Below are 20984 nucleotides of genomic sequence, written 5' to 3'. Positions count from 1 at the left end.
CCGCTCAAACCGAAATGATGGCACCCGTCTGTGACGTGATGCGGTCATAGTGCTCGATCCGCCGATGACGGGCAAAGTCGAAGATCGTCGATTTGCCAAAGGCGCATTTGGCGAAATCGCAGTCAGCCAGGATCAACTCATCTTCTTCCGTTTCGGCCCGTGCCAGAACGAATCCGTCCGGATCGACGATGATCGAGCCACCCATCAGCGGATGTCCGTCTTCCATGCCGGCTTTCGCGATGCCAACCACGTAGGTCGCATTCTGATAGGCCCCCGCCTGCAGCGAGAGATCCGAGTGAAACAGGCGCTTTTCCACGCCTTCGGCGCTCATCTGACTGTTCACCGAAGGCGTGTTGTAACCGATGGTGATCAATTCGACGCCTTGCAGGCCCATGCAGCGATAGGTTTCCGGCCAGCGGCGATCGTTGCAAATCGCCATGCCCATGATAACACCCTCATTGCGCCAGACATTGAAGCCGAGATCGCCAGGTTCGAAGTAGCGTTTTTCCAGATGCTGGAAAGCGCGCTCTGGGTCATATTCGTCATGGCCTGGCAGGTGCACCTTGCGATATTTGCCGATGATCTCGCCCTTCCGGTTGGTGACGATCGAGGTGTTGAAACGACGCCCCTCCGGTGTCAGCTCGGCGTAACCGAATGTCATCGCGACACAGAGGTCCCGGGCACGCTCGAACAGGGGCATGGTGGCGGCATTGGGCATCTCGGTTTCGAACCATGTATCCACTTCTTTCCAATCCGGCATGTACCAGCGGGGAAAAAACGTGGTCAACGCGAGTTCGGGATAGACGATCATTTCGGCACCACGCGCAGCGGCTTGCTGCAACAGTTCCACCATGCGGGCAACTACAACGGCCCGGCTATCACTTTTTTGAATGGCGCCGAGCTGCGCGCCGGCAATGATCAATCGCGTCATGAGAATGTTCCTTCCTTGATGTTGCCCATCACGCTGCGAGGCTGCGTTGAAAACGGCTGACCAGCCGGACAACGGGCCATAGAATGACGAGGTATATGAGAGCCGCCAGCACCAGCGGCGAGGCGTTGTATGTAATCGACCGCGCCATGTTGGCGGTGTAAAGAAGCTCCGAAAGGGAGACGACGGAGGCAAGCGAGGTGAGCTTGACCACCTCTACCGTGTTCGACAGGAGATCGGGTAGAACATTACGCGCCGCCTGGGGCAGCACCACGCTTGTCAGCGTCTGCATCTGACTGAGACCGGTGGACCGCGCCGCCTCCCACTGACCCTTACTGACGGAAAGAATGCCCGCCCGATAAACCTCTGCATAATAGGCGGAATTATTCAGCAGAAATGCGAGCACCACCGCCGTAAAGGGTGAAATTTCGATGCCTGCGAAAGGCAGCCCGGAATAGATGAAGATCAACAGGACAAGCGGCGGCAGCGCACGAAAGATATCGGTCAGGACCAGAGCGGGCAAACGCAACCAGCGTCTTGGGCTGAGATTGGCAAGCGACAGCAGTAGACCGCCTATGAGACCGAGCAGAATGACGGCGGCGCAAAGTTTGGCCGTCATCCATAGTCCCGAAAGCATCAGCGGCAGGGACTTCGCCATGATCGTGAGATTGAAGAACTGATCCAGAAGGTTCTGCATGATTATCTCCCCTGGCTCTTATCGCGACGGCGCTCGAACAGGCGTGCGGCCACTGCAAGCGGCAGGAAGAGAATGAGATAGGCGATGGCTGCCAGCGACAGCGGAGTCGCACTTCCTGAAAAGCTCTGCGCGGTGGTTGTCGCCGAAAGCACCTCCTCGACGCCGATGACGGAGCCGAGAGCCGTCATCTTCGTGATGGCAAGCACACGGTTGACAAGCGGCGGAATGGCAAGCCGTACGGCCTGCGGCAGCGCGACGTAATACAACGTCCCGAAGACACCGAGCCCGGTGGAGATTCCTGCCTCCCATTGCCCACGCTCGACCGACAGAAATCCAGCCCAGAAGATCTCTTCGGCGAAGGCTGCAAGAGTGAGGGACAAAACGACGAATAGCACCATAGGCCCGGACAGACTGAGACCGACTCCTGGCAGGCCGAAGTAGAGCAGGAGGATCAGGACGAGTGGTGGCAGAGCACGGAAGATATCGGCAAAACAGATGATCAACACGTTCCAGAACCATATTCGATAGGTCCTGACGCAGGCGAGAAAGAGCCCGAGCAACAGACCGGTGAAGACCACTGCTACACCGAGACCGGCCGCGACCAGCATGCCCGACAGCACATCTGGGAGATAGCGAAGCATCACATCCAGATTGAAGAAGGTGGTGAGAAAGCCGCTCATCCCACAATCATCCTCTTACGCGTGACAGAAAGGCTTTCGTCCGTTCTGCTTTCGGAGCCCCGAAAATATCCTCGGGCGGGCCTTCCTCCACCACGACGCCGCCATCCATGAACACAACTCGATCTGCAGTTTCGCGCGCAAACCCCATCTCATGGCTGACGACCAGCATCGTCATCCCCTTGGATTTCAAATCTTTCATCACGGCTAAGACAGAGCCGACCAGTTCTGGATCGAGCGCGGATGTGGGTTCATCAAAAAGCATGACCAGCGGATCGAGAGCGAGTGCACGGGCAATCGCGACCCGTTGCTGCTGACCGCCAGACAATTCCGCGGGCATGGCATCTGCCTTATGGGCAAGACCGACCCGCTCTAGCATATCGATTGAGCGAGCCCTTGCCTCGTCAGTGGGGCGGCCTAACGCCTTGCGCTGGGCCAGCATCACATTCTTCACTACGCTCATATGCGGATAGAGGTGGAAACCCTGAAACACCATGCCCACCTTCAATCGCATCCGATCGAGATCGCGGCTGGTGCCGCTCATGATGTTTCGCCCATCGATGATGATGTCACCGCTGGAGGGCTCCTCGAGCCGATTGCAGCAGCGCAACATTGTGCTCTTGCCGGAGCCCGAAGGCCCGATGATGAAAACCAGCTCCCCCTTCGTCACTTTCAAGTTGATGTCGCGCAGGACGACATTGTCGCCAAAGCGCTTCTGTAACGAAATGATTTCCAGCATGGGACGGTTCAGCATCGGCGGCTCCTGCAAGGGAGTGGCAGGCGCTACCTGCCACTCTTCGCTGTCATTTCAGATTGCAGGACGGCGTATGGTCATCCTCGACATATCCCTCGAAACCGGGCACGCCGTAGCCCTTCGTGGGAGTCACGATAGTCGTCCCCGCCGTTGGTACGACGCCGAACCATTTCTCCGAGAGCTTGGCAAGCGAACCGTCGATCTTCAGGCACTCGATGACCTTGTCGATCTGGTTTCTGCCTTCGACGTCATCCTTGCGGAAAGCCAGCGACCAGACCAGACCGGTCGGATACTCATAGGATAGCTTGACCTTGGGATTCTGCTTCGCGGCCCAGGCCGCGACCGTCGATCCGGCTAAGTTGGCGTCGGCGCGGCCAGCGATGACAGCCGCGACGGCGTCGGTATTGGTGCCGTAGCTTTCGACCTTCCAGCCGTATTCCGCCTGACGTTCACGCAGGAAGCTGTCATAGGCAGAGCCCTTGTTCACGGCTATGGTCTTGCCTTTGAAATCGTCAAGAGATTTGTAGTCCGGCCCGCTGGCAGGAATGACGAAGGAGAAATTGGTATCCATGAAGCCTTCGGTGAAGAGAAGATTGGCGGCTCTCTCTTTGTTCACCGTTACGGGCGCTGCCAAAAAGTCATAGGTCTTCGCCTGCAATGCCGGTATCAGACCTGAAAACTGGGCAGATGTGAGTTCTACCTTCTTGCCAAGCCGCTCGCCGATGAGATTGACGAGATCGACGTTGAAACCTTCCACTTTGCCATCAAGGGTCGGCATCGCGTGAGGGGCGAACGTTCCGTCAAGAGCGGTCTTGATCGTTCCTTCGGCGTGAGCACAGGAAAAGGCAAGGAAGAGCGATAACCCGGCAAGGCCGGATTTTTTGAAAGTGACCATCATTGTTCTCCACTGGAAGTGCCGTTTTGGCTTCTTATGGGGAGGATGATTTCACGGCCTCTGCTGCACCGCAATATAATTATTGATTATCATACGAATAGAATTATGCGTGTTTCAAATACGAAAACAGGCAGAAAACCTTCTTTAAGTCAGAAATGCTATCGTTTTATCAGCTGCTTAGTGATGTCTGGCTGCTGTGACAGTCGACAGTTAGGCGCACGGTGCCGACAGCTTGGACAGCCTTGCATCCTGATGGTCGCAGTGCCAGACAGGGATCACGGCTGGTAGGCATAGGACAGGCAGAGGCAGGATCATGAACAGAACGGTTTACTTGAATGGTGCATGGGTTGCGGAAGGTGACGCGAAAGTATCGGTCTTCGATCGTGGCTTTCTGTTTGCCGACGCCATCTATGAGGTGACAGCCATCATTCAAGGCAAGCTCGTCGATTACCCCGGTCATCTTGCCCGCCTGAAACGATCTGTGGATGCGCTCGGTATTGCCATGCCGGTGGCGGAAGCCGAATTGCTGGAACTGCACAAGGAAATCGCGCGGCGCAACGGCGTCGAAGATGGTCTTATCTATCTGCAGGTGTCCCGCGGCGTTCAGGATCGTGATTTCGTTTTTCCAGAAACGATGCAACCGACATTCGTGATGTTCACCCAGACCAAGAAGGTGCTGGACAATCCGAAGTGGAAGACGGGCCTTTCCGTCAAGACTGTCCCTGAGGGCCGCTGGTCGGACCGGCAGATCAAGACCGTTCAGCTTCTCTATTCGTCGCTGCGCAAGACGCAGGCCAATCGGGAAGGCTACGACGACGTCCTCTTCGTCGAAAACGGCTACATCACCGAGGCAAGCTCCGCCAATTTCCATATTGTCACGCAGGACGGCACACTCGTTACACGCGATTTATCGAACGCGCTGCTGCACGGCATCACTCGCGGCTCCATTCTGCATCTTGCCAGACAGGCCGACCTTGCCGTTGAAGAGCGCGCCTTCACGCCAGAAGAGGCCAAATCCGCATCCGAGGCCTTCGTGACGTCTGCCACCAGCTTCGTCACGCCGGTGGTCAAAATGGATGGTGACACGATCGGTAACGGCGAAATCGGCCCCATCAGCCGTCGTCTGCTGGATATCTATATCCGCGAGCAGATCGCAGCGGGCATTGCTGTCGACAGCCCATCGTGACTGGGCTTGTTGCGAGCTTTCGTGCCCACAAGCGGTTGACAAACCTACGCTTCGGTCATGCCTCAGTCTGAGGTCTCACTCTGCCACATCCGTTTCACGATGCTTTTGGCTATCCGCTAATTGCGGGCATGTGGGATAGGCATTTCGCTTTATGCCAGCGTCGGGTATAAGTTGAATGAGCACTTGTCCGAAATGAGCTGAAACACAGATGACGGATAACCAAGCCGGTTCCGCATATGAAGATGCCTTGACGCTCGGCGAAGATCTTCGCCACACGATCGGTAACTTTGTCCGTGCGATCAGATTGCAAGCGGATACGCCGACCACATCACAGTCCGAGACACTCGGCCTTTTGGAAAGAAATGGCCCGTTGAGCGTGACGGAACTGGCAGGCATGCGCAAGGTCAAGCACCAGAGCATGCGCCTTGTAGCAAACCAACTGGAAAGGGATGGGCTCGTTGACAAACTGCCCAACCCTGCGGACGGGCGCAGCCAGCTCCTGTCCATCACGGCGGAGGGGCAGTCTCAGCTGTCCCAATCCAGGGAAATCAGGACTTCGAAGATCGCCTCTCTTATCGAAGAAAGACTATCCAATCAGGAAAGGCAGACACTTCAAACCGCGATGAGCATTATTGCGAAGCTCTGTTAGCGATCACGCTTTTGCCAGAGCAGAGACGACACTCGACAATGTGTTGAGGCCCCAATGCTCTGCATACTTATTGTCGCGGATACGCACGATATCGATCACGCTAATGGCAACAGTTTTTCCCGTTGGCGGAACGCCCATCAAAGTCCCTGAATGAATGCCACTGATGGTTTTACGGGTCGTCACCTTATCTCCTTCGGCGACCTGATCGTGGATTGTTACCTTCAAGTCCGACAAGGCGGGACGAAGAACATTCTGAAATGTGTCCCACATGCTCAGCGGGCCGTTCGGCATCCCTGAAGGTGCTGAATGGTTGATGAAGTCGGAGGCCATCAACGCTTTGAACTCCTCCTCATTCCCGTTCTGAATGACCTCAATATTGAAGCGGCGAACCACTTCCTTGTTTTCGGCGGACATGACAATTCCTCTCACACAGACAGGGATCAAAATATACAGTTAGACTGTATATTTTGATGTAAGCTTCTTTTGTCCTTTGTGCAAGGTTTGCAAGGTATCGTGCGGCTGGTTGCAGCCGGTCACTACCAACGGCCCGAAACGCCCTCAGCTTGCGACGTATCGAATGCGGGTTGTCATGAACTTTCTGCAGATTGCGGTGCGGGCAGGTATCGTCACTCAATAGGGCGCCGTACGGATTCAACGCCAGGGAAAACACGAGAGCATTCCAGCGATATCACCTCCACGTATGCTGTGGCTGGATATCTTTCGCTGCATGGCGACCGAACCCACCACCAAAGTTGGTCTGCTCAATTCCAAGAAGACGAAAATTGCGCGAAGACCGATGAGCGGAGCGGTTTGCATTCTAGATCTGACTAGACGACCGATGCGCTTTCTTTCACCATCGGGGGCTCATGTTGTCAGTCCAACGACTTCGGTTGAGAGCGCCGCAGGCTGAGCCGGGCGCTCAAGCCGCGGCCTGAAGCGGTGTCGCTAAGAGTGATTAAGCCACCGTGGAGGTCGGCGATGCGACGCGCGATTGCAAGACCGAGACCTGAACCAGGCTTCGCGTTGCCGCGTGCAATCTGGTAAAAGCGCTGGAAGACACGGCTACGCTCTTCCTCGGGAATACCCGGCCCTTCATCCTCGACTGAGATTGTTCCTGTCATCTCGTCCGTGATCACGCGCACAGTTACGCAATCGCCGTTGGCGCTATGGGCAATCGCGTTATCGACAAGGTTGGCGATGATTTCCTTGATAAGAAGCGGGTTGCCCGTGACATCGATGGGATCGTCGGGCGCATCAAGCACGATATCGATGTTGCGGCTCAGAGCCTTGGGCGCTTGCTCCGCCAGGACATCGGCCGCGAGTCGGCTGAGGTCGACGCGCTGATCGAGATCGACCGCGTCGCTCTTCGCATCGACGCGTGCCAGCACGATCAATTGCTGAAGCATGCGTTGCAGGCGGGCGACGCCGTTCTGCGCTTCGCTTAGTGTTTCAAGAAGGTTGTCCTGGCCCGCCGCCTGCCGTTGCAGGAGTTCCAGATGCAGTTTGATGCCGCCGAGGGGCGAGCGCAACTGATGGGAGGCATCGGCAGTAAAATCGCGCACGCCGGCGATCGTCTCATCCAGGCGCTCCATCAGTGTGTTGATTGCCGAGACGAGATCGACGGCCTCCTCCGGCACCCGCGCGGTATCGATGCGGGCAAAGGGGACGGCGCCGGGTGAAGCCCGTCCCAAAAGCTCCTGGCTGATTTCGGTGAGCGGTAGGAGCCCACGCAGAATGGCCATGTAAGAGAGAATGGCCGCTGCACTCAGAAGGACGGCCTCGAAAAGGACGAGGACCACCAGCATCCGGGCTTCCATATTGAGACGGCTGTTGAGAGTCTCTGCCATTCTGAAGGTAAGCGGTCTTGCAAAGCCGTCAACGACGCGGCTCGTCATCGCAACGCGCACCTGGTTGTCATTCAGAACCGCCGGCACATGGGCAATTCGGTCGAGTGGCGCGGTTCCGGTGTCCAGCGCGCAAAGATCCTGGTCGCCTCGCTGAAAGCCGCCGCCATCTGAAATACAATAAGCAAATGTATCGTTCGCGTCGTCGCGCAAGATCTCGATGGCGCCCTGTGCGAGCCTGTCGTCGAGATGGGCCGGGTCCTGCGCGGTCGCGCGGTCAATGATGGAGACGAGCGCTGCATCGAGTAAGCGATCCTGCGTCAGGCTCACGACGCTGTGGATGAGAAACGCGCCGCCGATACCGAAGACAATCGCAAGCACAGCGACCGGCAGCACCATATTTTGCAGAAGGCGCCGACGAATGGAGGGCGTGGCATTCGCATTCATTCACTCGACCTCGAGAATATAGCCCACCCCGCGGATTGTGCGAATATTGGGACCATTCGGTTCCAGCTTCTTACGCAGGCGACCAAGATGCAATTCCACGGCGTTGGGCGTCAGTGCGTCATCGAAATTCGAAATCGCCGAGGCAAGCCGCTCCTTCTGCACCACCTGTCCCGCGCGGCTGAGAAGAAGAACGAGGACTGAATATTCCCGCGGACGGAGGAAGAGCGTATGCCCGCCGAGCTTTACCGTGCTCGAATTGCGATCAACAGAAAGTGCGCCGCAGGTCAGTATCGGGCTGGGCTGGTTCTGACCGCGCCGTACGAGCGAGCGCACACGGGCCTCAAATTCCTCAAGCGCGAAAGGTTTGGTGAGATAGTCGTCTGCTCCCACGTCAAGCCCGGCGACCCGGTCAGGAATGGCATCGCGCGCCGTCAGGATCATCACCGGCGTTGACGAACCAGCCTGCCGCAGCGCCTTGAGCACCGTCAGCCCGTCCATTTCCGGCAAACCGAGATCGAGTACGACGAGAGCATAATCTTCCTCGAGGGCCGCAGCGAGCCCGTCACGGCCATTGCCGACACTGTCTACCGCGTAGCCGGCGGCCACGAGCGCCGAAACGATCCCGCGCGCCAATGACGGGTCATCCTCCACAATGAGGACCCGCATGCCTTCCTCCCTCGTCACGATTTGCTTCCGGCTAGATCAAGCATGGAGGACGGGTACGCCACAAGACAATTTCTTGCCGCCCAGGTGCCGTGACAGGATGGTGACAGGAATTCCGATGTAAGCGGTTGGAAATCAGTTTGGTCAAGCACCATGTCGTGGCCCCGCCGTCGCCAAGCGATGTGGGCCAATACGACTGAAGCGCGACCGTTCGCATGAAGACCGGAGGACCCCAAAGGGGGTGAGGTCTCGTGCATAGGGAGAAAAATATGACAACAAATACACGCTCATCCCGCGTCGGCACCGTATTGCGCGTAACAAGCGGCAATTTCCTGGAAATGTTCGACTTTTTCCTTGTCGGCATCTATGCCAGCAATATTGCCAAGACCTTTTTTCCGTCCAACAATGAAGTTGCATCACTGATGCTGACCTTCATGACCTTTGGCGCGGGTTTCCTGATGCGACCGCTCGGTGCGATCTTCCTTGGAGCCTATATCGACAAGATCGGGCGCCGCCAGGGCCTTATCGTCACGCTCTGTATCATGGCGCTCGGCACCGTGCTCATTGCCTTCGTGCCCGGTGTCCAGACCATCGGTCTCTTCGCGCCGCTTCTCGTTCTTATTGGTCGCCTGTTGCAGGGCTTCTCGGCAGGTGTGGAGCTCGGCGGCGTCTCAGTCTATCTGTCGGAGATGGCGACACCCGGCAAAAAAGGTTTCTACGTATCCTGGCAGTCGGGCAGCCAGCAGGTTGCAATCATGGTCGCGGCCCTCCTGGGCTATGCATTGAATTCCATGATGCCGCAAAGCACAATGTCGGAATGGGGTTGGCGCATACCCTTCTTCATCGGCTGCGGCATCGTTCCGTTCCTGTTTTATGTTCGACGCTCGCTTGAAGAGACACAGGAGTTCGCGGCCCGTCAACATCGCCCCACAATGACGCAGGTATACCAGACGCTGGCGGCCAACTGGGGCATCGTCCTGCTCGGTATGCTGATGGTGGTTATGACGACGGTGTCCTTTTATGCCATTACCGTTTACACGCCGACCTTCGGCAAGACCGTCCTGAAGCTCTCGGAAACCGACAGTCTTCTCGTGACGTTCTGCGTGGCGCTGTCGAATTTTTTCTGGCTGCCGGTCATGGGCTCTGTTTCCGATCGGATTGGTCGCAAGCCTGTCCTCGTGGTTTTTTCGGCGCTCGCGCTGGTGACAGCTTATCCGGTGATTGCCTGGCTCGTTGCAGCGCCGAGCTTCGAACGCATGCTGATCGCCGAACTCTGGCTCAGCTTCCTTTATGCCAGCTACAACGGCGCCTTGGTTGTTGCGCTAACAGAGATCGTGCCTCCGATCGTGCGGACAGCAGGCTTCTCGCTTGCCTATTCGCTGGCAACCGCGATCTTCGGAGGCTTTACGCCAGCCATCGCCACCTACCTCATTGAGGAGACTGGCGACAAGGCGGCCCCCGGTTATTGGCTTGCCTTTGCAGGCGGTTGCGGTCTGGTGGCGACACTTCTCGTCTATCGCAAGGTGACGGACGGCGCACGACCTAGCGCCATGACCGCCAAAGCGTGACGGGCAAAGTCGCAGGATACCATTCCCGTCACGCTGTCTTTTTACTCAGTCTCTCTCGCTGAAATTTAGTTTCATTAGGGGGAAGGGATAGAGACGCGTTGTGGCGGTCGTCTGCGCCTCTCGGATCAGTTCGTCCGCTAACGTAACAGCAGGGATCATTTTATGCAGATGAAATTGGCCTGCCGCGGACGCGATTCCACTCAATGGCTTAGTGATTGCGGAATGGTGCGCCTAACCTAAACCTCCTCTGACATGGTGTTCACTTGGTACAGCAACGGAACCCTATTTGCGTGCCAGACTTTACCGGTGCACCATTAAGGGAGTTACCAAATGGCATTCATCGAAGCAAAAGACGGGACTAAACTGCACGTCAAGGATATGGGCCAGGGTCGCCCGGTAATCCTCATTCACGGCTGGCCGCTGACCGGCGATATGTTCGAGTACCAGACAGTTGCCCTGTTGGAGTCGGGCTTTCGTGTCATCACCTATGATCGCCGTGGTTTTGGCCAGTCGGGACATCCCGCGAGCGGCTACACATACGACACTTTCGCCGACGACCTTGCCGCCGTCATCGATGGCCTTGAACTTCAAAACGTCAGCCTTGTCGGCTTTTCCATGGGTGGCGGCGAAATAGCTCGTTATCTTTCACGTCATGGTGCGTCGAAAGTATCGAAAGCCGTTCTCGTTGCGTCCGTGGCCGGCTATCTTCTAAAGGACGAGAGCAATCCTGACGGTGTCGATGCCAGCGTGTTTGAAGGCATGAAAAAAGACATTCGCAAAGACAGGTTCGACTTCCTGCAAAGCTTCGCGAAGACCTTCTATGGTGTCGGTCTCGTGACCAGCCCGGTCAGCCAAGGAGTCCTGGACTGGTCTTTCGTTCTCGGAGTGATGGCGAGCCCGAAGGCCACGATCGATTGCGTTGACGCCTTTGCCAAAACCGACTTCCGTCCCGATTTTGCGGCGTTTACAATCCCCACGCTCGTGATCCACGGTACGGGTGACAAGACAGTTCCTATCGACCCAACGGGTCGGGCCGCTGCGACTGGTATCGCCGGAGCAAAGCTCATCGAGTATGACGGAGAACCTCATGGCCTGTTTGCGACAGTCCCTGACCGCTTGAACCAGGACCTGATAGAGTTCCTTGCCTGATTTCGAAGGGTGGGCAGATGGTATTCTCTGCCCACCCCATCAATCGTCCGACCTCGGTTCGACACATCCTTGAAAAACCTTTTATACTCCTATGGCAGGTCTGACGGCCTGCGTTGAGCCGTTTGTTTGTCGGCGGGTGAAATTCTCGCTAAATTGGCTCTGTATTGTGATAAATTAACTTTGTCGTTCTCTGGAACATCGCCCAACCGCTTTCGTTCTCCCACGCCTATTACATGGCTCTAAAGGGAGAGAACGAGATGGCGACAGCCGAAAAGTCTAGCAAAGAAAATAAGTCTTCGAGAACAGCCGTTAAAAAAACCGCGCGTGCCTCTGGGACAAAAAGTGTTGCTCCAAGCTCTGACACGCGCAGGAAGCGTGCACTGGCGGTGGCAAGCAAGTCCGCTGCCAAGAAAGCAACAAGGGTATCCGCGAAGGACGACAAAAGTCTTTCTGATCTTTTCGAGCACGCGCTCGGCGATATTTATTACGCCGAGAAAAAAATATATAAGTCTCTGCCAAAAATGATCAAGGCGGCAGATCACCCCGACCTGGTTCAAGCACTGACGTCTCATCGCGAAGAAACAGCCGGTCAGATTGAGAAGCTTGAGGCAATTTTTGAGCTTCTGGGCAAGCGAGCTAAAGCTGAGAAGTGCGACGCCATCGACGGAATTCTGGAAGAGAGCGAGAGCCTCTTAGAGGATTTTGGCTCGAGTGTTGCCGCAGACGCAGCGATCATCTTCAGCTGTCAGGCGATTGAGCACTACGAGATTACTCGTTATGGCTCGATGCGTGCCTTCGCAGACGCGCTTGGTATGGATGAGGCCAGGCAGCATATCGATGACATACTCGCTCAGGAGAAAGCTGCTGACACGAGCCTCACGGAACTTGCCGAAGACTCGGTGAATGCTGCCGCAAGCGACTACGACGAAGAGTAATCTCGTTATTCTAACAACGAAGGCTGGTTGCACCGAACGTCGACCAGCCTTCTTCTTTGTCTTCGAACAGCACTATCACGAAGACACAACATTTATTGTGCTGGAGCGTTACCCAAGCCACCAAGTCCTCCAGAGAATGTCACCGCAATCATTACTCTTCGAGTGGGGGAGGGACAGCGCGGATCGCTTTCACGATCTCCTTAAGCCGTTGCTCGACGCGATGCGTAAGGAGGCAACGTTTGTTCGTGCGACATTAAACGTCGACCCTGAATTTTCTCATGTCTTTCAGCTTCGCTAAACGCCGACTATGGCACGCCGGCCGACATTTTGGCCGAGGCCCGTCTATTTCTGTCCGGATGGGGGTAAGGTCTGCTTGATCTTGTAACAGGGTCATATGATCCTTCAGGTAGGAGGTCGCGATCCGGATGTTTAGGCTAGCCATGTGCCGGGAAACGATCTTGCAACCTTTATCCACGTTGATGTGGGAGGGGGCGCTTTAATCACGGATTCTCCAACGTCCTTCTGACCGGAGACATAGGCAGCAGTTTGTACCTAAGATATCGGTGACAATCTCATTCCGAACGCATTATCGATGGGTTGCAGCCAAAAAAGCTAGCAAAAGCCGTTCAGCTTCAAGATTCTATAGGCTTCTATCGAGGCTCTAAGTGCATCCTCGGAACCGCGATCCCCTTCATTAGAGTCGGGGTGATGCATTTTAAGCTTCTCCTTATAGCGGCTCTTGATCTCGTCAGACGTGGCTTTAGCCGTGAGGCCCAGTGTCTCGAAAGCTTTGGCTTCCAGTGTCTTGAGCTTTCTTTGTTGGCCACCGGTTGTTGGCTGCCCCGGCCTAGTGGCCTTGCGAGCATTCAACGTCTTGGCCGAGCCTGAACGGACAGAAGATGGTAGCGGGGCTTCAGTCGCTTCCCTCACACGCTTTCCCCACGTAGGGCGCGCACCCTCTGTCGCCTCCTTTTGATAACGGGCTACGTCGGCGCTGGATGGCGCCGCCGTGAAGCTGTATCCCTTGTTATAGGCGGTCACATGCTCAAGGCAGAAGAGCAGGTAGAGCCCTTCAGCGCCTGCTCCGACAGGTGCCCGATGCGTACCGGTCTTATCACACCCGTCCCACTGGCATTTTGGCCCTGTGGATTCAGTCACCGAAGGCGAACGTTTGCGAGGGGACCGGAGGCCTACAAAAATTTTCGAATCATGCGTCATTGGCGCTATATGGACTTGGAGAACGACTTGGGCAACTCTGGACTCGATTGCATTCCGATTTGTTCATCGCCGTTGCAGCCTTCTGACACGTGAGCTCAGGATTGAGACCGTTTTCCTTCGGACGAGATAATGGCACCATCAAATCGAGATCACCATCGGGTACCTCATTAGGCTCGATAGACTAATCTTTATCGACGGCACGGTGTCGACATCAAGTGGTGAGACAAAAACCTTGAAGGTCTGTGCGCATTCGATACCGGCCTTCTCCACCTGTGCATGCCAACAGCAATGTCCGTCAAGCTGTGAATGGCGCATCGTTTACAGTTCTGCGGGGCACGTTGAATAGGGACTTGGGATCGCGGAAGGTGTTGGATGGCTGATTCAACCTGCTGTAATCCTCCGCTTGCAGAGTGCGGCGGAGGAGCCTCATGCGCCCGTCAGGATGATTTCGTCGTCGGTCGAGAGAGGTGTCCTAAGCCTCGCCGGCGTTGGAAAAATGCTGGATCCTGGAAGACGGTATCTCCTCTATCGTTAGGTTGCGCTTATTTAGGGTTGCTTTAACGGTCCAACCAAGAGGCCTCCTGCAACCCAAAATAAGTTTAATGAGACGTTAATGAATTACTATAATATTAGCCCATAGCATTCTGGGTAGAGGCGCGAACGGCAGATGCCGGTCTGAAACGCGAACAATATTGTTCACCCGTTCCTATTTTCTTCATCAAAGTCCTGGAAGTCTACCTATGTCGCTCATGCAAAACCTCCGTATAAGGACGAAAGTCCTGTCCCTTGTGGTTCCGACGTGTCTTATTGGCATTGCAGGAGCTCTCTATGTCTCCAGCAACTTTAAGACAGCCGATACCACCTATAGCGAATTCATCGCGAATGATGGTGATGCCGAGATTAACATGGCGATTGCCAGCCAGCGTCTCGTCGCTATCGTGTACGATGCCTATCAGGTCTATTTGTACGACGCTGAAACCGCTGGCATGAAGCGAGCGACAGAAGACTATGCCGCCAGCAAGGCCAGGCTCCGTGAACTCTTTGACGAAGCTGAAAAGCTCGTGCCAGAGGAAAGCCGCACACTTGCTTCTCTTCGGTCGCAAGTAGACTCAGTAATCGAAATTACCGATAAGGCCGTTGAGGCTGGAATGGTTAATCAGAGTGAGGCGCCAAAAGCACTTCTGGTTCAAGCTGATGAAAAAGCGGCAAAACTCATCGGTGAGATGCGGACCTGGGTCAATACGACCAGCGACAAGATTAAGCAAAAGTCCAACCTCCTTAGCGAGGAGACCAATGATACCATTCTCTCTACGCTCGCTACACTAGCGGCAGTGTTTGGTGCCGCGCTCTTCCTGGCCGTTTTTATTACGAGGCGCGAAATTACATCGCCGATCGAAGCTTTACGGCTAAGAATGGTTTCGCTCGCATCAGGCAGGGTCGATGAAGCAGTGCCTGGCGCCGACCGTAAAGATGAGCTCGGGAGTATGTCTGCTGCAGTCGCCGTCTTCCGTACGAACGCTATCGAGAAAGATCGACTGCAGACGCAGACGGAAGCTGACCGCGCGCGCTCAGAGAATGAAAAGCTTCAACGGGAAAAACAGAAAGCTGAAGAAGCGGCGAATACAAAATTCGCTGTCGATGCTCTTCGGGATGGGTTGGAAGCTCTGGCAAATGGGAAGATAACGCACCGAATATTGGCGCCATTCACAGGCGCTCTCGACGAGCTTCGATTGAACTTCAATAACTCGCTTGAGAAACTTCACTCGACGTTGCGATCGGTGGGCCAGAATGCAGCCGGCATTGACGCAGGTGCAAACGAGATCCGATCTGCTGCTGACGATCTGTCGAGACGGACAGAACAACAGGCGGCTTCTGTGGAAGAGACGGCTGCCGCACTTGAGCAGATTACAACAACGGTGCAGGACGCCGCCAAGCGCGCAGACGATGCAGGTAAGCTCGTGGAGAAAACGCGAGGTGGCGTCGAATACTCCGGCAAACTAATGCAGGACGCTGTCCAAGCGATGATGGCTATCGAAAAATCTGCCGACGAGATGGGCAACATCATATCCGTTATTGATGAAATTGCGTTTCAGACCAACCTCCTTGCCTTGAATGCCGGAGTTGAAGCAGCTCGAGCAGGCGAGGCTGGCAAGGGATTTGCTGTCGTGGCGCAAGAAGTTCGTGAGCTAGCCCAGCGCTCCGCGTCTGCTGCGAAGGAGATCAAAATTCTGATCGCAAATTCAGGGACGCAGGTTCAATCCGGTGTTGGCTTGGTAAAGCAGACCGGGCATTCCCTGGAAAGCATCGTCATCGAAGTCCAAGAGATCAATCGCCACGTAAACGCCATCGTTGAGTCCTCCCGCGAGCAAGCTACAGGGCTGCGCGAGATCAACACTGCAGTGAACGTCATGGACCAGGGTACTCAGCAAAATGCGGCGATGGTTGAGCAGTCTACGGCAGCCAGCCATAGTCTCGCACGAGAGGCCGAAGCTCTCAATCGCCTGTTGTCACAGTTCGATCTCGGTAGCCGGGAAGGCGGATATGCAATCCGTCAGGGATCATCGAGGGCAGCCTAAATCTCCTGTTTGCGGTCGAGCGGTGTTCCCTTGAGTTGGGCACCGCTGCGGTCCCAATGCGGGCATCTCGACTCAGACTTGCGTTACGTGATGCCGGACGCGTTCGTGAGTGGTTCAGCGCAACTCTGGCTGTTTAGCTGACATGCTAGCGAGCATCGCTTGCTCCTCTTGACCTTACTTCAAGAACAATCGGATGAGGAGCCCGATGGCGGCAACTGTACCGACACCGGCCAGCCAGAGGGCGATGAACCACATTGTCTTTCGAAGACCATCGCCCATCAGTGATATCCCTCATCTGGGTCGATCTTGCCGCGAAAGACCCAATATGCGTAAGCCGTGTAGGCGAGGATCATAGGGACGAGTACCACGGCGCCGACGAGGAGGAAGCTCTGCGAACTCTCTGGTGCTGCTGCTTCCTTGATCGTGAGGACACCGGGGATCACGTATGGATAGAAGCTGATCCCAAGTCCGGCGAAGCTTAACACGAACACGCCGAGTGCCGACAAAAACGGCTGTAGGTGCTTCCCGCGGGTGAGGCCGTGCCAAAGCGCAAAGGCACAAGCAGCTAGCAGCAGCGGTACTAATGACGAGAAAAAGGCGATTGGCCAGCCGAACCAGCGTTCGAAGTACATCTGGTTGATGAACGGTGTCCAGAGTGACACGATCCCGATCAGCGCCAAGAGCATCAAGCTTAAAGGGCGCGCGAGCCTTGCCGAGCGTGCCTGAATATCGCCAGAGGTCTTGAGATTAAGCCATGTAACGCCGAGCAGCGCGTAGCCTGTGAGAACGGCGACGCCTGTCAGGATTGAGAAGGGCGTCAGCCAGTCCCACCAGCCCCCCGCATACTGTCTACCCTCGACTGCGATGCCTTGGACCAGAGCGCCAAGAGAGATGCCCTGCATGAGAGCTGCTACCGAAGATCCGATCCAGAAGCCGAAATCCCAGAGATGGGATTCATGGTGGGTTCGCCATCGAAACTCGAATGCGACGCCTCGGAAAATCAGGCTGACCAACATCAGGATGATTGGCATGTAGATCGCCGGCATGATGATTGCGTAGGCGAGCGGAAATACCGCCATGAGGCCGCCACCGCCGAGGACCAGCCAGGTTTCGTTGCCGTCCCAGACGGGGGCGATGGAATTCGTCATGACGTCGCGGTCGCGGCGCTTTCGGAAGAACGGGAAGACGATGCCAATCCCGAGATCGAAGCCGTCCAGCACAACATAGGCAAGGACGGCGAAGGCGATGATCCCCGCCCAGATGAAGGAAAGATCAATGTCCATGGCGGCCTCCAAGCGGATGATCCTGTGTTGCGCCGGGCACAATGCCCGCGGTCCGGATCGGGCCGGCGTCAAGTTCCTGATCCGTGTCGAGCGGGGTTGGCGGCCGTCGCATAAGCTTTAACAGGTAGTAGACGCCGACGCCGAACACCACGAAGTAGACGACGATGAAGATGAGGAGCGACGTCCCGACCGCAGGAGCGGAAACTGGTGAAAGGCTATCGGCGGTTCTTAAATGCCCATAGATCGTCCAGGGCTGACGGCCGACTTCGGTAGTGTACCAGCCGGCAAGAACGGCTACAAAGCCTGAACCGCCCATGGGCACCGCGACGCGATGAAGCCAAGGCGTGTCATACAGCGTTCCTTTCCAGCGCGCCCACAGCGACCAAAGCCCGACGCCGAGCATCAGGAAACCGAGGCCAACCATGATGCGGAAGGTCATGAATGGCATGAGTGCCGGAGGACGTTGGTCGCGAGGCCATTCCTTCAAACCCTTTATCTCGCCGTTCAATTCGTGGGTCAGGATTAGAGAACCGAGCTTCGGGATTTCTATCGCATAACGGGTGGTCTCTGCTTCGTCATCCGGTATGCCGAATAGGACGAGGGGGGCGCCTGCCTTATGCGTCTCGTAGTGTCCCTCCATAGCTGCGATCTTCGCTGGCTGATGTTCGAGCGTGTTCAGGCCATGCAGGTCTCCGACGAAGATCTGAACAGGCGTGACGATTGCCGCCATCCACATCGCCATCGAGAACATGATGCGGGCCTGACGGTTCGTCCGCTCTTTCAGCAGATGCCAAGCGCCGACGCCGCCGACGGCGAAGGCGGTGGTCAAGAAAGCCGCCAGCACGGTATGGGTCATTCTGTAGGGGAAGGACGGGTTGAAGATGATCTGCCACCAATCTTCAGGCACGAAGACGCCGTTGGAATCGATATTAAAGCCGGCAGGCGTATGCATCCAACTGTTGGCAGACGTTATCCACGTCGCCGATATCAGCGTGCCTATCGCCACCATTGCAACGGCGACCATGTGCGCAGTGTCGCCAACACGCTTTCGGCCAAAGAGCGCTATACCAAGGAAGCCAGCTTCGAGGAAAAATGCGGTTAGGACCTCGTAACCCATTAGCGGTCCGATGACCGGTCCGGCCTTGTCTGAAAACGCGGACCAGTTCGTCCCGAACTGATAGCTCATCACGATCCCAGACACGACGCCCATCGCGAAGGTGACCGCGAAGATCGTCTTCCAGTATTCGAAGAGCTTTAGGTAGGCCTCGTCGCGCTTCCACAGCCATAGTGCGTTTAGAACGGCCAAGTAGCTCGCTGTCCCGATCGAGAACGCCGGAAATAGGAAATGGAATGAGACGGTAAACGCGAACTGGATTCGCGCCAGCATTTCAGCTTCGAGGCCGAGGAAGGTCATGTTGACTCCATCATTGGAGACCCTCGAACTTATCAATGCAGCCCGATGTTCCCGGCACACACTGCCACTTCGCAGAGTCGTTGGAGACCATCGTAGGCTGATGTCAACTGCGTCCAAGCCCGCACAGCGTCGCGTGACGCAATGTCACGCCTCGGCGATGGCGTCGCGCGTGGAGGACGGGTTAGGGGAGTTGATCGACAGCGCCCATATTGGAGATGCGCCACGGATGTGAAACCATCCCTTCAACTGTCCCACCACCATGTGTGGAAACCTACCCGTTGCCTTACAGGTTTGGGCATGATCCCACCCATCTGACACCAGACTTTGCTTGAAGCAGCGAATAGCGGCTCTTCTGAGTTGTCTCGCGTCCGCACTGCTATAGCGTTGCGCTTGGGTTGGAAGAGGAGGAAATTTCATGCGTTTCAGTATACTGTTTTTACCGGCGATTGCGTTTCTTGCGATCATCGCCGCGCCGGCCGCAGCGCAACATCGTAACGCCAACGAGCCCAAAAAGGCAGACTGCCCGGCAGCCCTACCAGCCAGTACGGAATGTTTCTCTGGCCGGGATATGCGAGGCGCCTACTACTGGATTGCGAAACCGAAGAATTGGAACGGCACTTTGGTCGTGCATGCCCATGGTGGTCCGCGAACTGCCAAGCCGCAAGCGAATGACCCGGTAGAGGATCTCGTGCGCTTTGCCGTGACTGTCCAGGAAGGGTACGCCTGGGCAGGGTCTAACTATCGTCGGGAAGGATATGGCGTACGTATGGCGGCCGCAGATACAGACAATATCAGGCGCATCGCGATCCGTCAGCTTGGCAAGCCGAAACATGTCTTGCTGCACGGCCAGTCGTGGGGTGGCAATGTTGCTGCGAAGACCGCGGAGCTCTATGCGCTCGACTGGCAAGGCCGAAAAAACTACGACGGCGTCGTGCTGACCAGCGGGCTCCTGGCCGGAGGCAGCCGTGGATATGATTTCCGTGCCGATCTACGCGCCGTCTACCAGTATTATTGCAAGAACCACCCGCGCGCAGACGAAGTGCAATATCCCGTTTGGCAAGGTCTGCCGAAGGGGGTGACGATGAAGCGTGACGAACTTGAAAAACGCGTTAATGAATGCACAGGCTTGGCGCTTGCGCCGAATGAACGTACTGCGGAACAGGCGCGAAACCTGAAAAACATCCTTGCGGTCACAAAGGTACCTGAAAAAACTCTAGTGGCGCATCTTTCCTGGGCCACTGGACTTTTCTCCGATATCGTTTGGCGTCGAATGGATGGAAAAAATCCTTTTGACAACTCGAAGGTCACGTACACGGGGTCTGATGACGATACGGCTTTGAACAAAGGCGTTGAACGTTTTGAGGCCGACCCGGAAGCGTGTCGGGCCATGGCGTACGACGCCGACCTCACCGGTCAGATCGTTTTGCCAACCATTACGCTCCACGCAGTCAACGATCCCACAGTCTTTGTCGATCATGAGGCAATCTACCGTCAGACGGTGGAGAAGGCGGGGAATAGTGACCTGCTCGTACAGAATTTCTCAGACGAAGCTGAGCACTCAAAGCTTTCAACTCCGCAATATGCAGCGCTGTTTACCGCCATGCTCACTTGGATCGAAGAAGGTGAAAAACCGACCAAACAATCGGTGGCTGCGCTGTGCGAGGAAAAGGGCAAGACCTATGATGAGGTATGTAGGCTGTTACCTAACTATGAGCCAAAACTTCCTATAGATTGAACTGTAGCATTTGGCAGGGGTTAGTTGATACCTAACCCCTGCTAACGGAAAGATTCGCCGACTGCCAGCTCCAGGGACGGATTGATGTTCGCCCATTGAAATTGGTGAAACGGCGAGCGAGAACGCTGAGCTGATAACGTCAACGTAATCGCGGTATGAGCTTATAATTAGCATGGTGTGCATAGAGTGATGAGCCTGGCAGTATCGTCAAGCCGCTAGAGAACCCCACGCGCACGTACAAGAAAGCTTCTGGAGCGCGTCTAGAGCTTTTCCCTTTTATGCTGGATCATATCCACATGAGTTGAAGCAGTTCCGGGCCTCTTGTGGCTGGACCTGATCAATCAGCGTGCCGAAGGCGTGGTCTTC

Annotated in this window: 18 protein-coding genes; 7 read left to right on the top strand and 11 right to left on the bottom strand. The window is 55.8% G+C overall.

Features of this window, described 5'->3' with window-relative positions; translation table 11 throughout:
• Nucleotides 1–4: 4 nt before the first annotated feature.
• From QE435_RS00760 to QE435_RS00740, 5 genes are read right to left on the bottom strand one after another with little or no spacing between them, the layout of a single operon-like run.
• Complete coding sequence (locus QE435_RS00760) at nt 5–931, bottom strand: N-carbamoyl-D-amino-acid hydrolase (protein WP_349039844.1); 927 nt, start codon at nt 929–931, stop codon at nt 5–7.
• A 28-nt stretch (nt 932–959) separates the two neighbouring features.
• The gene (locus QE435_RS00755; RefSeq protein WP_349039843.1) at nt 960–1625 is read right to left on the bottom strand and encodes an amino acid ABC transporter permease; all 666 of its coding nucleotides are present in this window, start codon (nt 1623–1625) and stop codon (nt 960–962) included.
• 2 nt (nt 1626–1627) lie between these two features.
• Nucleotides 1628–2305 carry an ABC transporter permease subunit gene (locus QE435_RS00750; RefSeq protein ID WP_349039842.1) on the bottom strand — a complete coding sequence of 226 codons (678 nt, stop codon included), beginning with the start codon at nt 2303–2305 and terminating at the stop codon, nt 1628–1630.
• A 7-nt stretch (nt 2306–2312) separates the two neighbouring features.
• Nucleotides 2313–3056, bottom strand: a complete 744-nt coding sequence (locus tag QE435_RS00745; RefSeq protein WP_349039841.1) for an amino acid ABC transporter ATP-binding protein — start codon at nt 3054–3056, stop codon at nt 2313–2315.
• A gap of 49 nt (nt 3057–3105) precedes the next feature.
• Complete coding sequence (locus QE435_RS00740) at nt 3106–3951, bottom strand: transporter substrate-binding domain-containing protein (protein ID WP_349039840.1); 846 nt, start codon at nt 3949–3951, stop codon at nt 3106–3108.
• A 313-nt stretch (nt 3952–4264) separates the two neighbouring features.
• Between QE435_RS00740 and QE435_RS00735 the strand changes: the two genes are divergently transcribed.
• Together QE435_RS00735 and QE435_RS00730 are read left to right on the top strand one after the other, a co-directional pair.
• Complete coding sequence (locus tag QE435_RS00735) at nt 4265–5137, top strand: D-amino-acid transaminase (protein WP_349039839.1); 873 nt, start codon at nt 4265–4267, stop codon at nt 5135–5137.
• A gap of 247 nt (nt 5138–5384) precedes the next feature.
• Nucleotides 5385–5786 (top strand): MarR family transcriptional regulator, encoded by a 402-nt coding sequence (locus QE435_RS00730; protein ID WP_306930065.1) that lies wholly within the window; start codon nt 5385–5387, stop codon nt 5784–5786.
• Nucleotides 5787–5789: 3 nt separating this feature from the next.
• On the opposite strand, the gene QE435_RS00725 is transcribed toward QE435_RS00730, so the two are convergent.
• From QE435_RS00725 to QE435_RS00715, 3 genes are all read right to left on the bottom strand, one after another.
• A complete protein-coding gene (locus QE435_RS00725) occupies nt 5790–6200 on the bottom strand; it encodes an ester cyclase (RefSeq protein WP_349039838.1) in 411 nt (136 codons plus the stop codon).
• Between the two features lie 458 nt (nt 6201–6658).
• On the bottom strand, nt 6659–8077 hold the full coding sequence (locus QE435_RS00720; RefSeq protein WP_349039837.1) for an ATP-binding protein: 1419 nt from the start codon (nt 8075–8077) through the stop codon (nt 6659–6661).
• The gene (locus QE435_RS00715) at nt 8078–8743 is read right to left on the bottom strand and encodes a response regulator (RefSeq protein WP_306930070.1); all 666 of its coding nucleotides are present in this window, start codon (nt 8741–8743) and stop codon (nt 8078–8080) included.
• A 266-nt stretch (nt 8744–9009) separates the two neighbouring features.
• Here QE435_RS00715 and QE435_RS00710 point away from each other — a divergent pair, with 266 nt between their 5' ends.
• The 3 genes from QE435_RS00710 (at nt 9010) to QE435_RS00700 (ending at nt 12392) form a co-directional block, all read left to right on the top strand.
• Complete coding sequence (locus QE435_RS00710; protein WP_349039836.1) at nt 9010–10308, top strand: MFS transporter; 1299 nt, start codon at nt 9010–9012, stop codon at nt 10306–10308.
• A gap of 330 nt (nt 10309–10638) precedes the next feature.
• Nucleotides 10639–11457, top strand: a complete 819-nt coding sequence (locus tag QE435_RS00705; RefSeq protein ID WP_309769017.1) for an alpha/beta hydrolase — start codon at nt 10639–10641, stop codon at nt 11455–11457.
• A 257-nt stretch (nt 11458–11714) separates the two neighbouring features.
• Complete coding sequence (locus tag QE435_RS00700; RefSeq protein WP_349039835.1) at nt 11715–12392, top strand: ferritin-like domain-containing protein; 678 nt, start codon at nt 11715–11717, stop codon at nt 12390–12392.
• A 612-nt stretch (nt 12393–13004) separates the two neighbouring features.
• On the opposite strand, the gene QE435_RS00695 is transcribed toward QE435_RS00700, so the two are convergent.
• Complete coding sequence (locus QE435_RS00695) at nt 13005–13610, bottom strand: DnaJ domain-containing protein (RefSeq protein WP_306930080.1); 606 nt, start codon at nt 13608–13610, stop codon at nt 13005–13007.
• A 740-nt stretch (nt 13611–14350) separates the two neighbouring features.
• On the opposite strand from QE435_RS00695, the gene QE435_RS00690 reads away from it, so the two are divergent.
• The gene (locus tag QE435_RS00690; RefSeq protein WP_349039834.1) at nt 14351–16186 is read left to right on the top strand and encodes a methyl-accepting chemotaxis protein; all 1836 of its coding nucleotides are present in this window, start codon (nt 14351–14353) and stop codon (nt 16184–16186) included.
• 278 nt (nt 16187–16464) lie between these two features.
• Here QE435_RS00690 and cydB read toward each other — a convergent pair whose 3' ends face one another.
• Nucleotides 16465–17469 (bottom strand): cytochrome d ubiquinol oxidase subunit II, encoded by a 1005-nt coding sequence (gene cydB / locus QE435_RS00685; RefSeq protein ID WP_349039833.1) that lies wholly within the window; start codon nt 17467–17469, stop codon nt 16465–16467.
• Nucleotides 17459–18883, bottom strand: coding sequence for a cytochrome ubiquinol oxidase subunit I (locus QE435_RS00680; protein WP_349039832.1), 1425 nt, complete (start codon nt 18881–18883; stop codon nt 17459–17461). The genes cydB and QE435_RS00680 overlap by 11 nt, the downstream gene beginning before the upstream one ends.
• Nucleotides 18884–19298: 415 nt before the next feature.
• Here QE435_RS00680 and QE435_RS00675 point away from each other — a divergent pair, with 415 nt between their 5' ends.
• Nucleotides 19299–20618 carry a hypothetical protein gene (locus tag QE435_RS00675; protein ID WP_349039831.1) on the top strand — a complete coding sequence of 440 codons (1320 nt, stop codon included), beginning with the start codon at nt 19299–19301 and terminating at the stop codon, nt 20616–20618.
• Nucleotides 20619–20984 lie beyond the last annotated feature (366 nt).

This window comes from Agrobacterium sp. SORGH_AS 787 (assembly GCF_030819035.1).
Classification (GTDB): Bacteria; Pseudomonadota; Alphaproteobacteria; order Rhizobiales; family Rhizobiaceae; genus Agrobacterium; species Agrobacterium larrymoorei_B.
Note: the sequence above shows the minus strand (reverse complement) of the source record. Positions and strands in the feature narration are given on the sequence as shown.